Origin of the sequence: Streptomyces sp. NPDC050161 (genome assembly GCF_044460025.1) — a bacterium.
Classification (GTDB): Bacteria; Actinomycetota; Actinomycetes; order Streptomycetales; family Streptomycetaceae; genus Streptomyces.
This window is the reverse complement of sequence record NZ_JBITJM010000009.1, coordinates 68841-83492: the sequence shown is the minus strand read 5'-3', so window position 1 is coordinate 83492 and position 14652 is coordinate 68841. Positions and strand designations below refer to the sequence as shown.

The window sequence follows — 14652 nt, the reverse complement described above, 5'->3', positions numbered from 1 at the left end:
ACCGGCCGGATCGGCGGCGATCGGGAAGTGTCGGCAGGCACACACCGACACCGGATCAGCGGGCCGCGCCCGCCCCGTCGAGGCGCAGGCTCTGCCGTGCGCCCCGGAACACCGTGCGGCCGTCCCGTTCGGCCGCCGCCTCCTCCGGCATCTCCACGTACAGGTCGTAGGCGGCGCCGCTCCGGGTGGCGATGAGCAGTTGCAGCCGCCGGGTCCTGGTGCGGCTCTGCGGGGCGAAGGTGTACGTGATGTCCAGCAGCGCCGCTTCCTGCCCGTGGAACCGGGTCCTGGAGGTGTGCACCACGGCGTCCGGCCAGTAGCCCTTCAGCTTCGCGGTCTGCCGCGCCGCCCACGCGGAGAGCCGCCGCGGGCGCGCGGCGTACGCGGTCAGGCGCAGCCGGTTGGTGTCCTTGCCCGGCACGACGTACTCGACGATCCGGCTGCCGCGGCGGCGGTAGACGGCGTCCTGGTCGTCGTGCACGACGGTGCGGTACGCGGTCGGGACGGCCAGCCGCGCCCGCAGTTTCCGCTCGTGGCGGACCTTCCAGTCGATGACCATCGGGGCGTCCGGCGTCGGCGTGCCGGTGCCGGTGGGCGGTGCCGGAGGGTGCGTGTCCCCGGGGGCGGCCTGTCGTGGCCCCGCCGCGAAGGGGCCCGCGAGCCCGAGCAGCGCCCCTGCCGCTGCGGCCACCACCATGCCGCCCAGCGCCGCCGCGACGAGGCGTCCGCGCCGGGTGAGGCGGGTGCGGCGGGCGCGCCGGGTGAGGCGGGCGCGCCGGGTGAGGCGGGCGCGCCGGACTCCCTTCCCCGAATGCGTCATGGCCGCATCATGCCAGCCCCTGGTGGCGGCTCAGCGCCGGCCGCCGCCGACGCCGGGAGCCAGCCGCTGGAAGGTGTCGACCGCGGTGTCGAAGTGACGTTTGGCCGCGGCGCGTTGCCCGGCCGGGGCGGATATCAGGACGTCGTACATCGTGCCGTCCTCGTCCCAGCTGAGGTCGTAGGTGTGCCGCGGCCCGCCGTCCTTCGGGCCACCGTCCCAGACGAACTCCCAGAGCGCCGCGGGATATCCGTTGTGCGTGGTTGCGGTGACCTCGCCCGCGCGGTAGCCGGGGTAGTGGGCGGGGCCCTGCGCGTCGGCGGTACGCAGCCGGCCGAGCGGGCCGTCCGCCGTCGGCTTCCGGGCCTGGACGCCGAGCCGGAAGCGCCGCCCCGCCGAGTAGTAGGAGACCCGCGGCTTCTCGTAGGAGCGGGTGAAGCCCTCGGGTACGGCGAGGGCGAAACCCTGCGGGTCGCGGACGGTGCGGTAGCCGTCGGGTGCCCTGGCGGTGACGGTGGGGCGGGGCGGGCCGCCCGGTGTGGCTGCCGGGCGGGTGCCGGGTGCCGACGGGGAGCGCCCGGTGTCGTCCCCGTTCGAGAGGAGGGCGACGATGCCGGTCACCGAGCCGAAGAACACGACCGCCGTGAGCGCCAGGAGCAGGACGGTGCGGGTGCGGCCGGTGTGCGGGCGGGCCGCGGCGGCCAGCACGCGGTCGGCCAGGGCGTATCCGTGAAGTCCTGTCGTCCGCCCGCCCGTTCGGCCTCCGGGGTGCCCTGTGGGGACGCGGTGGTGGGCGGCGTCGCGGGCGTCCGGCGGGGTGTGGTCCTGGGGCGCGTCGCCGACCGGGGCGGGGGTGAAGGGCGGGCCGCCGCCCGGTAAGGGGTGGGCGCTCGCCGGGGTGCGTCCGCTCGGCGGTTCCTCGCTCGGCGGTTCCTCGCTCGGCGGATGGCCGCTCGGCGGGCCGTCGTTCGGACCGTACGGCGGCCCGTCGTTCGGCCCGTCGTGCGAGGGGCTGTGCGAGCCGTGGCCCGTGGCCGGGGGTGTACCGGTGGGGTGCGGGGCGGGTGAGGCGCCCGGGGTCGGTATGGGGGCGGCGGGGGCCGGGGTGGGCTCGGGGCCGGGGTCGGGCTCGGGGTCCGGCTGTCGGCTGGATACGGCCGCTGCCTCGGGCTCACCGCCGGGGGCGAGGCCGGCTCCGTGCCCCCGGAAGCCCCCGAGGCCGAGGCCGTGACGGTGGCCGTGGCCGCGTTCCGGGGCCCGGCCCGAGTGCAGATAGCCGCGCAGCAGGCGGTCGGTCTCGGCCGCGTCGAGGCGCTGCGCGGGGTCGCGTTCCAGGAGGCCGCGGACGACGGCGAGCAGGGGTCTGGCCGCTTCGGGGAAGTCGATCTCGTCGTGGACGACGGCGTGCAGGATGCCGCCCAACGAGTCGCGGCGGAACGGGGATTCACCGCTGAGCGCGGCGCACAGCAGGACGCCGAGCGACCACAGGTCGGCCTCGGGGCCCGTGCCGTCGCCCGCCATCCGCTCGGGCGCGGTGTACTCCGGCGAGCCGACGAAGCCGCCCGCATCGGTCAGCGTCGCCACCCCGGGGACCTGGGCGACACCGAAGTCGGTGAGCACGATCCGCCCGGTGCCCGACTCCACCAGGACGTTGGCGGGTTTGACGTCGCGGTGCAGCACCCCGCGGGTGTGGGCGGTGTGCAGCGCGCCCAGCAGGGCGACGCCGATCCTGGCCGCCTCGCGCGGCGCCACGGGCCCGCCCGTGGACAGCCGGTCGGCCAGCGAGGGGCCCTCCACCAGCTCCATGACGATCCACGGCCGGCCGTCCTGCTCGACGACGTCGTGCACGACCACCACGTTGGGGTGCTTGACCCCGGCGACCGTACGGGCCTCACGCATCGCCCGCTCGCGCTGCACCCGGGCCTCCGGATCGCCCACCCCGTCGTCCAAGTGCAGCTCTTTCACGGCCACTTGGCGGCCGAGCAGTTCATCGGCCGCGCGCCACACCGTTCCCATGCCGCCGCGTCCCAGCCGCTCGACCAGGCGGTAGCGGCCCGCGATCAGCCGGCCCTCACCCCCGAAGCTCCCCATGCAGCCATCTTGCCCCACCGGCTTCCGCCGCGGCCCCGGTTGGCCGCAACCGCACCCGCCCCGCGTCCCGTTCGCGTCCCACCGCCGTCCCGCTCCCCTCCCACGGCCGTTCCACCCCTCCCCCGGACCGTCCCGGGCCCGTCCCCGTTCCGTTCCGTTTTCGCCTCACCGCCTCCCATTTCCCGCCCCGCGATGCCCCATTCACGTCCCGCCGTGCCCCACTTGTGTCCCAGCAGCATCCCGTTCCCGTCCCGTTCCGGTACCGGACGACACACGGGCGGGAACCTCCACCGCCACTCCCACCGTCCTTGACACAGTGAAGCTGCGGTACGGGACGGTCCGGTACCCGGGTCGGTGCAGGCGGAGCGGGGGTCTCGGTCATGGTGATGCAGGACGGTGGTGCGGTGGACGTCCGCCCCGGGCCCGACGCGGGACACGCGGCCCCCGAACACCGCGGCAGCTACCGCGCGGCCGGCCTGAGTCTCGCCCTGTACGGCCTCATCCTGGTGGGCTGGACGCTGAGCGACTTCGTCCAAGGGGACGGCACCGTCTGGGACTTCCTTGAGGAGCTGTTCAACCCGAGCGGTACCGGCCCGGTGCCGATGCTCGGCCCGTACGAATGGGCGCTCGCCGTCGCGTTCCTGACCGTCGCCGGGCTCGTGCTGGCCCAGCGGCGGATGGCCAGATCCGCCGCGATGCTGCTCGCTCTCGTACTGCTGGCGATCTCGCTGCGTGAGGGGGTGGGCCTGTTCGACGCCGGATACCGCGCCCAGTACGGCACGAATCCGCTCGGTGGCTGGATGCTGGCCACCCGCGGCATCGGCCTGCTGGCGGCGCTGGTCGTCCTGGGCGCGCTGGTCCCGGCGGGCGAGCGCGGCGGACGCTCGGCGGACGCCCCGGCGCACCCCGTGTCCGAGTACGTGGACGGGGGCCCCGGCTCCGACGACGGCGCCGGGCAGGTCACGGACGAGGGCCCCGTCAGGTGGCGGTGCCGCCCTTCGCGGATCTGCGGGGTGCTGTTCCTGGTGATGGGGACCGCCCAGCTGGCGTGGCTGGTGTACGGCCTGCTGCCGCCCACCACCGACCCGGGCCGCTCGCTGCGCGGCATGTTCGACGCCTCGGTCGTCGGACCGCTGCGGATCTCCTTGACGGGCGAGTTCACCACGCCGGGCACGGTGCTGACACTGCTGGTGCTCGGGGTGCTCGCCTACCGGGGGCGCCGGGATGTGCGGGGCGCCCAGATGCTGTTCGCCGCGGTGCAGCTCTACCTGACGGTGCGGGACGTGGTGGCGCTGGCGGTGACGGACTTCTTCAACCGGTCGCTGGAGACGACGACGGGCGCGCTCTCGCTGGCGACGACGGCGTACGGCCTGGCGGCGATGACGTCGGTGGTGGTGCTGTCCACCGTACGGTGCGGTCCGTACGGCGGCGCCCGGGGAGACGCGTTCCTGGCCACGACCACGGGGCGGCTGGGGCGCTGAGCCGCCCGCCCGCCCTCGCGCGGGCCCGGTGCGCACGCCAGTGACGGCCGTCGCGTGTGGGGGTCGCGGCGGCCGTCACTGTGAACTGCAACGCGTAGGGGGCTTGTGGCCTCGTCAGTGGTGCAGCATGAGAGGCACTCTGCCCGTGAGCGCCACCGGGGGGCATCGTCCGCAGGTCGCGGGCTCACCCCCGCCGGTCGGCGGGGGTGCGGGGCCGCCGGAGGGCGGGCCGGTGCCGGGATGCGGGCGGAGACGGGCGGGGCAGGGTGGCTCCGCTCGCCTCGGAACGGTGCGATCAGAAAGGGGCGGCCGGTGATCCGTGTCGCTGTGGTGGACGATGAGCGGCTCGTCAGGTCCGGGCTGCGGATGATTCTGGGGACCGCCCCTGACATCGAGATGGTCGCGGACTGCAGCGGCGCCGACGCCGTCGGGACGGTGCGCAGCAGCGGGGCCGAAGTCGTCCTGCTCGACATCCGGATGCCGGACGTGGACGGCCTGACCGTACTGCGCCGGCTGCGCGCGGCCGAAGCGCCACCGGCCGTCGCGATGCTGACCACCTTCGACGCCCAGGAGTACCTGACCGCGGCGCTGCGCGAGGGCGCGGACGGCTTCCTGCTCAAGGACTCCGATCCGGAGCAGCTGGTACGGGCCGTGCGCACCCTGGCGGCGGGCGGCAGCGTGCTGGATCCCGGCGTCACCCGCGCGGTGATCGGCGGCTATCTGACCGCCGAGGACCAGGTGGCCGCCGCGCAGGCCGTGCGCGCGCTGACGCCACGGGAGTCGGAGGTGCTCGCGCTGCTCGGCGAGGGGCTCGGCAACGCCCAGATCGCGGACCGGATCGGGCTGGCGCCCAGCACCGTCAAGGACCATGTCCGGGCGCTGCTCGCGAAGTTGGGCGGGATCAACCGCATCCAGGCGGCGATCGTCGCCGACCGTGCCGGGCTGGTCTCCGGGATACCCCGAGGGACGTGCTGACGATGGCGGAACCGGGGGCTTCCGAGGCCGCGCCCTGGCCACGGCTGAACGGCACGGGACGGGCGGCGCGGTGGCTGCGGGGCACCGTCCCCGTGGCGGTCCCGATGCTGCTCGCCGTCGTCGACGCGCTGCTCGTCAACGGCCTCGAACTCCTCCTGGAACTGGCCGTTTCGCTGGTCGCCGCCACCGCGCTGCTGCTGCGCCGCCGCTTCCCGCTGCTGGTGTTCCTCTTCACGCTCCCCGGGCTCTACATCGGCTACATCTGGTTCGCGCCGATGATCGCCCTCTACACGCTCGCCGCGCTCCGGCCCGGCCGGGTGCGGCTCGGCATCTGTGCGGCGCTGCTGATCGCGGCGCACTTCTTCCCGTATCCGATGTCGGACTTCGAAGCGACCGCGTACCGCGAGAACACGCTGGTGCTGATCGACGCCTGTGTCACCTGCGCGGCGCCGATCACGCTGGGGCTGCTGGTCCGCACCCGCCGTGAACTGGCCGTGCGGGTCGAGGACCTGACCCGCAGCCTGCGCCGCGAGGACCGGCTGCTGGCCGACCGGGTGCAGGCGACCGAGCGCGCCAGGCTGGCCCGTGAGATGCACGACGTGGTGGCCCACCAGGTCAGCCTGATCAGCCTCCAGGCGGGCGCCGTGCAGGTCAGCACCGGGGACGAGGCGGCCCGCGCGGGCGCCAGGACGATACGGGAACTGTCCGTGCGCACCCTGGAGGAGCTGCGGCACATGGTGGGTGTGCTGCGGGCGGCGGGCGGCACGGAGGAGACCGGCGGGCCGGCGCCGCAGCCCGATCTCGCCGAACTGCCGCGGCTGATCGAGATGAGCGGGCTCAAGGTGACGTACGAGGGCGGTGTGGTCGCGGGTTCGGGTGGTGCGCACGGCGCGAAGACGGTGGAGCGGGCGGCGTTCCGGACGGTCCAGGAGGCGCTGACGAACGTCCGCAAGCACGCGCCGGGGGCACGGGTGCGGGTGCGGGTGGATCCGGTGGAGGGCGCGGGCCCGGAGGGGGCGGGTGCGGCGGACGGCACGGGGCCCTGTGGTCTGCGGGTGGAGATCCGTAACGGGCCGCCGGACGAGACGGCGACGGCGCCCGCGCTGCCCGGGGGCGGGCACGGTCTGGTGGGGCTGCGCGAGCGGGCGCAGAGCCTCGGCGGCACGCTGGAGACGCGGCACACGTCCGAGGGCGGCTTCGTCGTACGGGCGGAATTCCCGTACGGGCCGGGGTGAGTCCGGCTGCGGGGTCCTGGGCTGCGGGTCAGGCGGAGAGCGGTGCGGCGGTCTCGTCCACGGCGGTGTGCAGGTCGGGGTAGACCTCGAAGAGCCGGCGGACGCCGAGCGCGGCGAGCACGCGGTTGACGTGGGAGCCGTCGACGGCGCCCTGGGCGGGGAGGATCAGCCGCAGCCGGCCCTGGCACGACCGCATCAGGCGACGCGCGGCGATCAGCACGCCGACCCCGCTGGAGTCGCAGAACCGCACGTCGGAGAGGTCGAGCACGACGCTGCGCCGGCCGTCGGCCACCGCGTCGTGCACGTGCTGGCGCACCGCGGGCGAGGTGACCAGGTCCATTTCGCCGGACACCTGGAGTACGGCCCACCGGCCCTGTTCGTCTTCTGCGACCTTCAACGACACGCGCTCGAAGCCTTTCGCTCGCTTTCGGACCGGATGCCCCCGGACGTATCCGGAACTCACCCTTCCCCGGCTCGACTGCCCGGCCTCTCTGCCCTGAAACACTGCGGGTGCCGGGCACACTGGGCCGCTCTCCCGTAAGGCTATGCCCAGGGCCGGGTCACCCTTCGCCAGAATTCGGTCACACCCGGGTAACGCATTACTCAATTGCGACAGGAACGATCCGCTTCGCTCGCCGGGGAACGGGAATTACCACCACAAAGTGACGACTCCCTTACCATCAGCGCCCGTCCGCCGGAGGGGTTTGCCGTAAAGGAGCATGCGTTGTCGGACCCTCGGACTACATTCGATGGCACGGCTGGGACACGGTTGACCCCGCGGGAGCGGAGTCGGCCGCGTGACGGCAGCAACTGCGGTGACCGACAGGGAGGGGGTCCGATGGGAAAGGACGCACCGCCGCGCTGGGACAGGCGGATGCAACAGCGGCTCGCTCGCGGTGAGGCGGCGGCGCTCGGCGAGCTGTACGACCGCTTCGCCTCTCTGGTGCACAGCCTCGCCCACCGCGTCCTGGCCGACGAGGACGCCGCCGACCGCATCACCCGCGAGGTCTTCGGCTACATCTGGGAGCACCCCGACTCCTACGACCCCAAGCAGGGCTCGCTGCGCTCCTGGGTCGCCACGCTCACCCAGCACCAAGCCGTGCTCCGGCTGCGGCAGGCCGAGGCCGAGACGGCCCGCGACGGCGGCGCCGACGCCCCCGAACCGGCAGAGATAGAGCAGAAGATCCGCGAAGCCTCCACGGCCGCCCGCGCCGACTACATCGTCACGTCCATGCCCGCGCCGCTGCGCGACGCCTTGGAGCTGGCCTACTTCCAGCGCCGGAACTACCGCCAGACCGCGGCCGACCTCGGCGTCACGGAGGACGAGGCACGCCGCAGGCTCCGGCTCGGCCTGCAACTGCTGTCGACGGCCCACAACCACCAGGCGGTCCCGCCGGGACCGTCGCGCGCCTCCCTGCCCTCCCCGTCGTCCCGCCCCTCCCAGCCGCCACAGAGCCGCACCACGCCGTGCCGGCCCCACACGACACCGTGCACCGGGCCCGGCAGCGCCCCGCCGCCCGGCGCCGACCCCGGACGGTCCCTGTGAACGGCCCGGAGGAGTACGACGGCTACGACCCGCAGGAGCGCGAAGGCCACGGCCGGCAGGAGCCGGACGGCGCGCATCCCGGCGAGGCACGCGAGGACACCCGTGACACCGGCGACGACCACGAGACGCACGACGGCCGCGAGACGCACGCCCCGCACCGGCCCGGCGCACCCGGCCGCCCGTACCCCTCCGGGGGCCGCGGCGCACCGGGACCGGCCGCCAGGCCCCGGATACCGGCACCCCGCACGGCGGCCGAGGACCGCGGCCCACTGCCCGACGTGCCGCCCGCGTCCGGACCCGCTCCCGGTGCCGTGGACGCTGCGGCGCGGCCAGGAACCGCCGGGCCCGGGAGCGGGCACCCGCAGCAGCCCGACACCGCGCCCGTGGAGTCCGAATTGCCGCACCGGGTACTGAAATCGCTGCTCGGCGCCTGGGCACTGGCCGCCTGCTCGACCGAGGAGACCACCGCGGTCGAGACCCATCTCACGGACTGCGCCTCCTGCGCCGACGAGGCGCTGCGGCTGCGCAACGCCGTCGGCCTGCTGCATCCCGCCGACAACCTCGACCTCGATCCGCTGCTGCGCTCGCGGGTCCTGGAAGGCTGCCTGGGCCGCCGCCCGGCCCGTATACCCGTCCCCGAGTGGGCGGCTCCGTACGACGCGGAGACCGCCAAACTCGACGCGCTGTTGCGGGACATGGGCGAGGCCGAGTGGCGGGCGCCGGTGCGGCTGCGCTGGTTCGACGGCGAGCGGCCGGTGGCCCGCGAGACCACGGTCGCCGGGGTGATCGGGCATCTGATGGCGGTCGACGGCATGGTCGCCACCGCGCTCGGTCTCGCCGACCCGCTCGGCGAGACCGCCCCTCCGGGCAGGGCCGGGCCCGCCGACCGCACGCAGAGCCTCTGGCGGACGACGGGCGGCCACCCCGCCCCGCAGGAGACCCGCGAGCCCTGGCGCGAGCAGAGTCACGCCCTGATCAGAACGGCGTCCTTCGTCGGCCGCAGGGCGAGTGAACTGGCCGTCTCCTACGGCGAGTTCGGGCTGCCGCTGCGGGACGCGTTCCTGGATCGCGCCTTCGAGTGCTGGGTGCACGCGGGAGACATCGCGGAGGCGGTGGACTATCCGTACCGGGCCCCGGCCGCCGGGCATCTGCACCACCTCGTCGACCTCGCGGCCCGGCTGCTGCCCAGCGCGCTGGCCGACCGCAGACGCGCCGGTCTCGCGGCGCCGCCGCAGCGGCTGGTCGAGGCGGGCGCCCCGGGCCGCACGCTCCACCTGGAGGTCGAGGGTGACGGCGGCGGGCACTGGTACATAGCGCTGGACTCCCCCGCCGCGCTGGGCACGCCGGACCGCACCGTCGCCCATATCGCGCTGGACGGCTCCGAGTTCTGCCAGCTGGCGGCCGGCCACATTTCCCCTGATGAGGCGGCTGCAGGCCAGTACGGCGAGCGCGAGGCCATCCGGGACGTGCTCTTCGCGACCGCGTCCCTCTCCCGGCTCTGAGCCGGGGACGCCGTCCCGCCGCAACCCCGGCGGGACGGCGGTCGGGCCGCCCAGGACCTACGCGAAGACGACCGTGCGGGTGCCGTTGAGCAGCACCCGGTGTTCGCTGTGCCACTTCACCGCGCGGGCCAGCGCCTGGCACTCGACGTCGCGGCCGATCGCCACGAGCTGGTCGGGGGTGACGCCGTGGCCGACCCGCTCGACCTCCTGCTCGATGATCGGGCCCTCGTCGAGGTCGGCCGTCACGTAATGCGCCGTGGCACCGATGAGCTTCACACCGCGGGCGTGCGCCTGGTGGTACGGCCTGGCGCCCTTGAAGCTCGGGAGGAAGGAGTGGTGGATGTTGATGATCCGGCCGGACAGCGCCTGGCACAGGTCGTCGGAGAGCACCTGCATGTAGCGGGCGAGCACGACCAGCTCGATCCGCTCCTCGCGGACCAGCTCCAGCAGTTCCCCCTCGGCCTCCGCCTTGGTGGCCTTGGTGACCGGAATGTGGCGGAACGGAATGCCGTACGAGCCGACCAGCTCGGCGAAGTCCGTGTGGTTGGAGACCACGGCGGCGATCTCGACGGGCAGCGCCCCGATCCGGGAGCGGAAGAGCAGGTCGTTGAGGCAGTGCCCGAACTTGGACACCATCAGGACGATGCGCATCTTCTCTTCGGCCCGGTGGATCTGCCAGTCCATCCGGAAGGAGTCGCCCACCGCGGCGAAGCTGGCGCGCAGCTTCTCGACGTCGGTCTGGGCGTCCCCGCTGAAGTGCACCCGCATGAAGAACAGGCCGGTGTCGCGATCACCGAACTGCTGGCTGTCCTCGATGTTGCAGCCCGTCATGAACAGGTAGCTGGAGACGGCGTGCACGATGCCGATTTTGTCGGGGCAGGACAGCGTGAGGACGTACTGTTCGGTCAGACCGTCCCCCTTGTGGGGACCGCCGGTACCGGGTGTGGTGGACTGCGACTCGCTCATGACCTCATAGGGTCGCACACCCGGGCGGCTGCTCAGGCCGGGGCGCCCGCTCCGTGGGTCATCAGGGCCAGCACCTCAAGCGAGTGCGGCGGCGCGTCCGGGTCGTCACCGTCGACCGCGGCCAGCCGGACATGCGCCTCACGGGCCGCGCGTACCGCCTCGGGCCAGGCGTGATGCTCGACGTACGCGGTGACCGGCGCGTCCGGCCCCACCTGGTGCATGATCCGCAGCACCCGCAGCACGGCGACGTCCACCAGGGCCGCTTCCTGGGTGTCCCGGAAGATCGTGCCGACGTATTTGTCCGCCGACCAGTTGTCCAGCCAGGTGTCCTCGACGAGCCGGTAGACGGCGTCGGTGACGTCTCCGTACCCCGGGCGGCCCGCCAGCCAGGTCTCGCGCTGGAAAACGGGGTCGGAGAGCATGTGCAGCGCGGAGCGCACATTGCTGCGCCAGCGCCACCACGGCATGTCGTTGAGTGGCATGGCGCCCATGGTGGTCGAGCGACGGCCGCGACGGGAAGACTTCTCCGAACCTTGCACAGTATTCGATCGTACGTTCCGCGTAGTGGATCATGCGCATCCCCCCGGAGTTCACCTCGACGTCACCATCCGTTGACCTGACGTCACTCAGGCGTTCCGGGCGGGCCGGAAGGCTCCCGCTACATGACCGGACGGCGACGCCCTTCCCCCCGCCCCTCCCCGCACACCTCCACCACGGCCCGCGCCTCGATGGTGGCGTGCACGGCGGTCATCGCGTCGCTGCTCTCGGGCTGCGGCTCCCTCCCCGGCGCTTCGGGGGCGTCCGGGGAGAAGGAGCCGGTCACGGTGATGACCTGGGCTCCCGAGGGCACCGACACCACCAACATGCCCGGCATGCCGGCCATGGCGCAGACGTATGCGCGCTGGGTCAACGCCGACGGCGGCATCGCCGGCCACCCGCTGAAGGTGCTCACCTGCAACGACGGCAACGACTCGGCGGGCGCCACCCGGTGTGCGCAGCGCGCGGTCGACCGGGGCGCGGTCGCCGTCGTGGGTTCCTACAGCCAGTTCGGCCGTTCCTTCATCTCGCCCCTGGAGGTCAAGGGCATCCCGTTCATCGGCGGCTACGGCGCGTCGGACGAGGAGTTCGAGAGCCCGCTGTCCTATCCCGTCAACGGCGGCCAGGCGTCGCTGCTCGCCGGGAACGGCCGCCAGTTGGCGAGCAACTGCGCACGCGTCGCCCTGGTGCGGCCCGACACCATCCAGGGCGACCAGATGCCCTCGCTCCTCAACTCCGGCCTCCAGCAGGGCCACCGCGCCCCGGTCACCGACATACGGGCGCCCGAGGACGGCACGGACTTCGCCACCGAGGTGCGGCGGGCACTGGACGACGTCGGCGCCGACCCGGCCGTGTACGGCACCGCGCGGAACGGCGGCGAAGCGCCCGGCTCCTGCGTGACGGCCTCGCTCGGCGACCACACCGACGCCTTCTTCGACTCCTTCAGGCGGCTCCAGGAGGAGCGCCCCCAGGTGCACGTCGCCTCCGTGCTGGGCAGCGTCGGGCAGTCGCTGGTGAACCGTACGGGCGGCAGGTCGGGGCCGTTGGAGGGCGCGTACCTGACCGGCTGGTACCCGGTCGCCAGTGACCCGCGCTGGAATCCGATGCGCAAGGTCATCAACGACCACGCCTTCGGCGACAACCGCATCGACCCGGCCGACCAGGGTGTCCAGACGACCTGGATCGCCTACACCGTGCTGCGCTCCCTGGTGGAGCAGCTGGACGCGAAGGGCATCGAGGAGATCACCTCGCCCGCGCTCCAGAAGCTGCTGGACCGCGGCGACCATGCCATCGACACCGGCGGGCTGACCCCGAAGCTGCGCTGGAAGTCCGACGACATGCTCGCCGTCCAGGACTTCCCGCGCATCGTGAACGGCATGGTGACGTACCAGACCGTGGCGGACGGGCAGGTGCTCGCCGCGTCCGACGGGTTCGTGAACGTCACCAGGACGCTGGAGCGGCGCCGCACCGACCTCTGAGGCAGCGGGCGGGCGGCGCCTCCTGCCGCCGGATCAGAGATCGCCGGGCTTGCGCGCCGTCAGCCCGTACTTCTGCGCGATCGGGTTCCAGATCTTGGCCGCCTGCTCCTTGGACTTGGTCGCGGTGCCGCTGGCCACGGTGGCCTGCGCGGTCTGCTTGGTGTTACGGGCGTGGCCCTTGTGGCAGCCCTTCTTGCCGCCGACCTGACCGGCCCAGGCCGCGTAGTGGTTGTCGGCGGCGGCGGACGACTTCCACGCGGAGGTCAGCGCCGCGGTCAGCTCCGCGTGCTGCGGGATCTTGTCGACGGGCAGCTGCTGGAGCCGGCTGACCAGGTCGTTGCGCTGGGCCGCCGCGGACTTCAGGGCCTTGGCCGACTCGCCGAGCTTGTCGCAGCCGCGGATGCTCTGGACCGCGTTGACCACGGCGGAGCGGCTGTTGTTGCTGTCGCCGAGCAGCGCGTCGAGCTTCTTGGCCTGTTCCTGCGCCGGGTCGACGGTCGGCTTCGGCTCCGGCTTCTCCTTGGGCGCCTGCTCGGACGAGCCGCCGGTGTCCTTCTTCTTCGCGGCCTCGGCGCTGTCGCCGCCGCTGAGCGCCCAGCCGACGCCGAGCCCGGCGCCCGCCAGCACGACGACGATGATGCCCACGATCGCGACCGGCGCCAGCCGCTTGCGCCGCCCGCCCGACCCGTCGTCGTCATACGAGGGCTGCGGCTCGTAACCGCCGCCCTGCGGGGGGAAGTTCTGCGGCGCGTATCCCTGCTGCCCGGGGCCTGGCCGGCCGTACGGCGGCGGGGCCTGGTCGTCGAAGCGCGGCAGCTGGGCGGTGGCGTCCGGTACGTCACCCGGACGGCCCGCGGTGCCGGAATCCGTGCGGAAGAGCCCGTCGAACTCGGCGGGAGTCGGGCGGTCGGACGGGGCTCCGGGGGGTGCGCCGAAGGGCGCGGCGGGCGGCGGGGCGCCGGGGCCGACCGGCGGGATCAGCTGCGTCGCCTCGGAGCCGTCCGACGCACCGGCCGGCGGCTGCGGGGGCTGCTGCCCCTGGCCCGTCACGCGGTTCTTGGGCGGCTTGACGCTCCGCAGCATCTGCGTGGATTCGCCGGGGGTTTCGGGCCGCGCGGAGTTCTCGGGCGGCAGCGGCGCGGCGCCGGGCGGGCCGCCGTGCGCGCCGACGGGCGGGATGAGGGCGGTCGCATCGGCGTCGCCCGCGGCGGGCGGCATCGGGGCGGCGGGCTGCGGGGCGGCCTTCTCCAACTGGCCCGACGGCGACTGCTGCGCCGCGTGCGGCTGTTGATGCTGTTGCGGCTGCCCGTACGGCTGTTGCGGGGCGTACGGCTGCTGCCCGTACGGCTGCGGCGGCTGCTGTCCGTAACCCTGCTGCCCGCCGAAACTCTGCTGTCCGCCGAATGACTGCCCCTCGGGCGGCAGCGCACCGGACGGGGCCGCGCCGGGGCCGCCCTGCGCGGGCATCCCCTGCGTCCCGAAGGGGGGTATCAGGGCGGTCGCCTCGGCGTCGCCCGCGGCGGGCGGCATCGGGGCGGCGGTCTGCGGGGGTATCTGCGTCCCGGACGCCTGGGGCTGCATCGGGGCCTGCGGCGGCATGGCGGGTGGCAGGGGCGGCGCCGGCGGGTCCGCCTGCAACGAGGGGAAGGCCATGCCCTGCTGCGGCTCCGCCTGCAACGACGGGAAGGTCATGCCCTGCTGGGGCTGCTGGTACGGCTGCTGCGGCTGCGGCGCCCGGCCGTAGTCCTGGCCGTATCCCTGGGACTGGCCGTGATCCTGGGCCTGCCCCTGGCCGTACGGCTGCTGGGGGGCCTGCTGGTCGGGGCCCCAAGGCTGGCCCCAGGGCTGGCCGGCCGGCGGTGCGGCCTGCGGGGACGGCACCCACGGCTCACCGTTGGCGGGCAGCACCACACCCTCTCGCGCGGGACCGGCCGCAGAATCCTGCGGGTCGTGACCCTGTCCGCTCTGCGTCACCGGGACTCCTACCCTCTGCTGACCTACGGAATCGTCGGCTCACGCTACCG

General features: G+C 73.9%; 11 protein-coding genes and 1 pseudogene. 6 read left to right on the top strand and 6 right to left on the bottom strand.

From position 1 onward, the window contains the following. Positions 1-55 precede the first annotated feature (55 nt). Positions 56-820, bottom strand: coding sequence for a hypothetical protein (locus ACIBK8_RS17290; RefSeq protein ID WP_399042678.1), 765 nt, complete (start codon positions 818-820; stop codon positions 56-58). Positions 821-850: 30 nt separating this feature from the next. Further along, entirely contained in the window at positions 851-2908 is a 2058-nt protein-coding gene (locus ACIBK8_RS17285; RefSeq protein ID WP_399042676.1) for a protein kinase, read from the bottom strand. A 380-nt stretch (positions 2909-3288) separates the two neighbouring features. Here ACIBK8_RS17285 and ACIBK8_RS17280 point away from each other — a divergent pair, with 380 nt between their 5' ends. The 3 genes from ACIBK8_RS17280 to ACIBK8_RS17270 all read left to right on the top strand — a co-directional run bounded on the left by ACIBK8_RS17280 (position 3289) and on the right by ACIBK8_RS17270 (position 6599). Then, complete coding sequence (locus tag ACIBK8_RS17280; protein WP_399042675.1) at positions 3289-4389, top strand: hypothetical protein; 1101 nt, start codon at positions 3289-3291, stop codon at positions 4387-4389. A 312-nt stretch (positions 4390-4701) separates the two neighbouring features. Then, complete coding sequence (locus ACIBK8_RS17275; RefSeq protein WP_399042674.1) at positions 4702-5364, top strand: response regulator; 663 nt, start codon at positions 4702-4704, stop codon at positions 5362-5364. Positions 5365-5366: 2 nt separating this feature from the next. Beyond that, on the top strand, positions 5367-6599 hold the full coding sequence (locus tag ACIBK8_RS17270; RefSeq protein ID WP_399042831.1) for a sensor histidine kinase: 1233 nt from the start codon (positions 5367-5369) through the stop codon (positions 6597-6599). Between the two features lie 28 nt (positions 6600-6627). Here the strand turns inward: ACIBK8_RS17270 and ACIBK8_RS17265 are convergent, their stop codons facing one another. Beyond that, complete coding sequence (locus ACIBK8_RS17265; RefSeq protein ID WP_393687460.1) at positions 6628-7002, bottom strand: STAS domain-containing protein; 375 nt, start codon at positions 7000-7002, stop codon at positions 6628-6630. A gap of 435 nt (positions 7003-7437) precedes the next feature. Between ACIBK8_RS17265 and ACIBK8_RS17260 the strand changes: the two are divergent. Further along, positions 7438-8010: pseudogene (locus ACIBK8_RS17260) on the top strand (sigma-70 family RNA polymerase sigma factor); the annotation flags it as partial. Between the two features lie 131 nt (positions 8011-8141). Continuing rightward, on the top strand, positions 8142-9647 hold the full coding sequence (locus ACIBK8_RS17255; RefSeq protein WP_399042673.1) for an MDMPI N domain containing protein: 1506 nt from the start codon (positions 8142-8144) through the stop codon (positions 9645-9647). 57 nt (positions 9648-9704) lie between these two features. On the opposite strand, the gene purU is transcribed toward ACIBK8_RS17255, so the two are convergent. Continuing rightward, a complete protein-coding gene (purU, locus tag ACIBK8_RS17250; RefSeq protein WP_399042672.1) occupies positions 9705-10613 on the bottom strand; it encodes a formyltetrahydrofolate deformylase in 909 nt (302 codons plus the stop codon). Positions 10614-10645: 32 nt separating this feature from the next. After that, positions 10646-11095: a hypothetical protein gene (locus tag ACIBK8_RS17245; RefSeq protein WP_393687463.1), complete on the bottom strand. Its 450-nt coding sequence runs from the start codon at positions 11093-11095 to the stop codon at positions 10646-10648. A gap of 180 nt (positions 11096-11275) precedes the next feature. Between ACIBK8_RS17245 and ACIBK8_RS17240 the strand changes: the two genes are divergently transcribed. Beyond that, positions 11276-12628 (top strand): ABC transporter substrate-binding protein, encoded by a 1353-nt coding sequence (locus ACIBK8_RS17240; RefSeq protein ID WP_399042671.1) that lies wholly within the window; start codon positions 11276-11278, stop codon positions 12626-12628. A 33-nt stretch (positions 12629-12661) separates the two neighbouring features. Here the strand turns inward: ACIBK8_RS17240 and ACIBK8_RS17235 are convergent, their stop codons facing one another. Next, the gene (locus ACIBK8_RS17235; RefSeq protein ID WP_399042670.1) at positions 12662-14602 is read right to left on the bottom strand and encodes a hypothetical protein; all 1941 of its coding nucleotides are present in this window, start codon (positions 14600-14602) and stop codon (positions 12662-12664) included. Positions 14603-14652: the final 50 nt, after the last annotated feature.

Bases quoted from the DNA above. Each gene is read 5' to 3' on its own strand.
- ACIBK8_RS17290 (WP_399042678.1), bottom strand. From the start codon at position 820: ATGACGCATTCGGGGAAGGGAGTCCGGCGCGCCCGCCTCACCCGGCGC.
- ACIBK8_RS17285 (WP_399042676.1), bottom strand. From the start codon at position 2,908: ATGGGGAGCTTCGGGGGTGAGGGCCGGCTGATCGCGGGCCGCTACCGC.
- ACIBK8_RS17280 (WP_399042675.1), top strand. From the start codon at position 3,289: ATGGTGATGCAGGACGGTGGTGCGGTGGACGTCCGCCCCGGGCCCGAC.
- ACIBK8_RS17270 (WP_399042831.1), top strand. From the start codon at position 5,367: ATGGCGGAACCGGGGGCTTCCGAGGCCGCGCCCTGGCCACGGCTGAAC.
- purU (WP_399042672.1), bottom strand. From the start codon at position 10,613: ATGAGCGAGTCGCAGTCCACCACACCCGGTACCGGCGGTCCCCACAAG.
- ACIBK8_RS17245 (WP_393687463.1), bottom strand. From the start codon at position 11,095: ATGCCACTCAACGACATGCCGTGGTGGCGCTGGCGCAGCAATGTGCGC.
- ACIBK8_RS17240 (WP_399042671.1), top strand. From the start codon at position 11,276: ATGACCGGACGGCGACGCCCTTCCCCCCGCCCCTCCCCGCACACCTCC.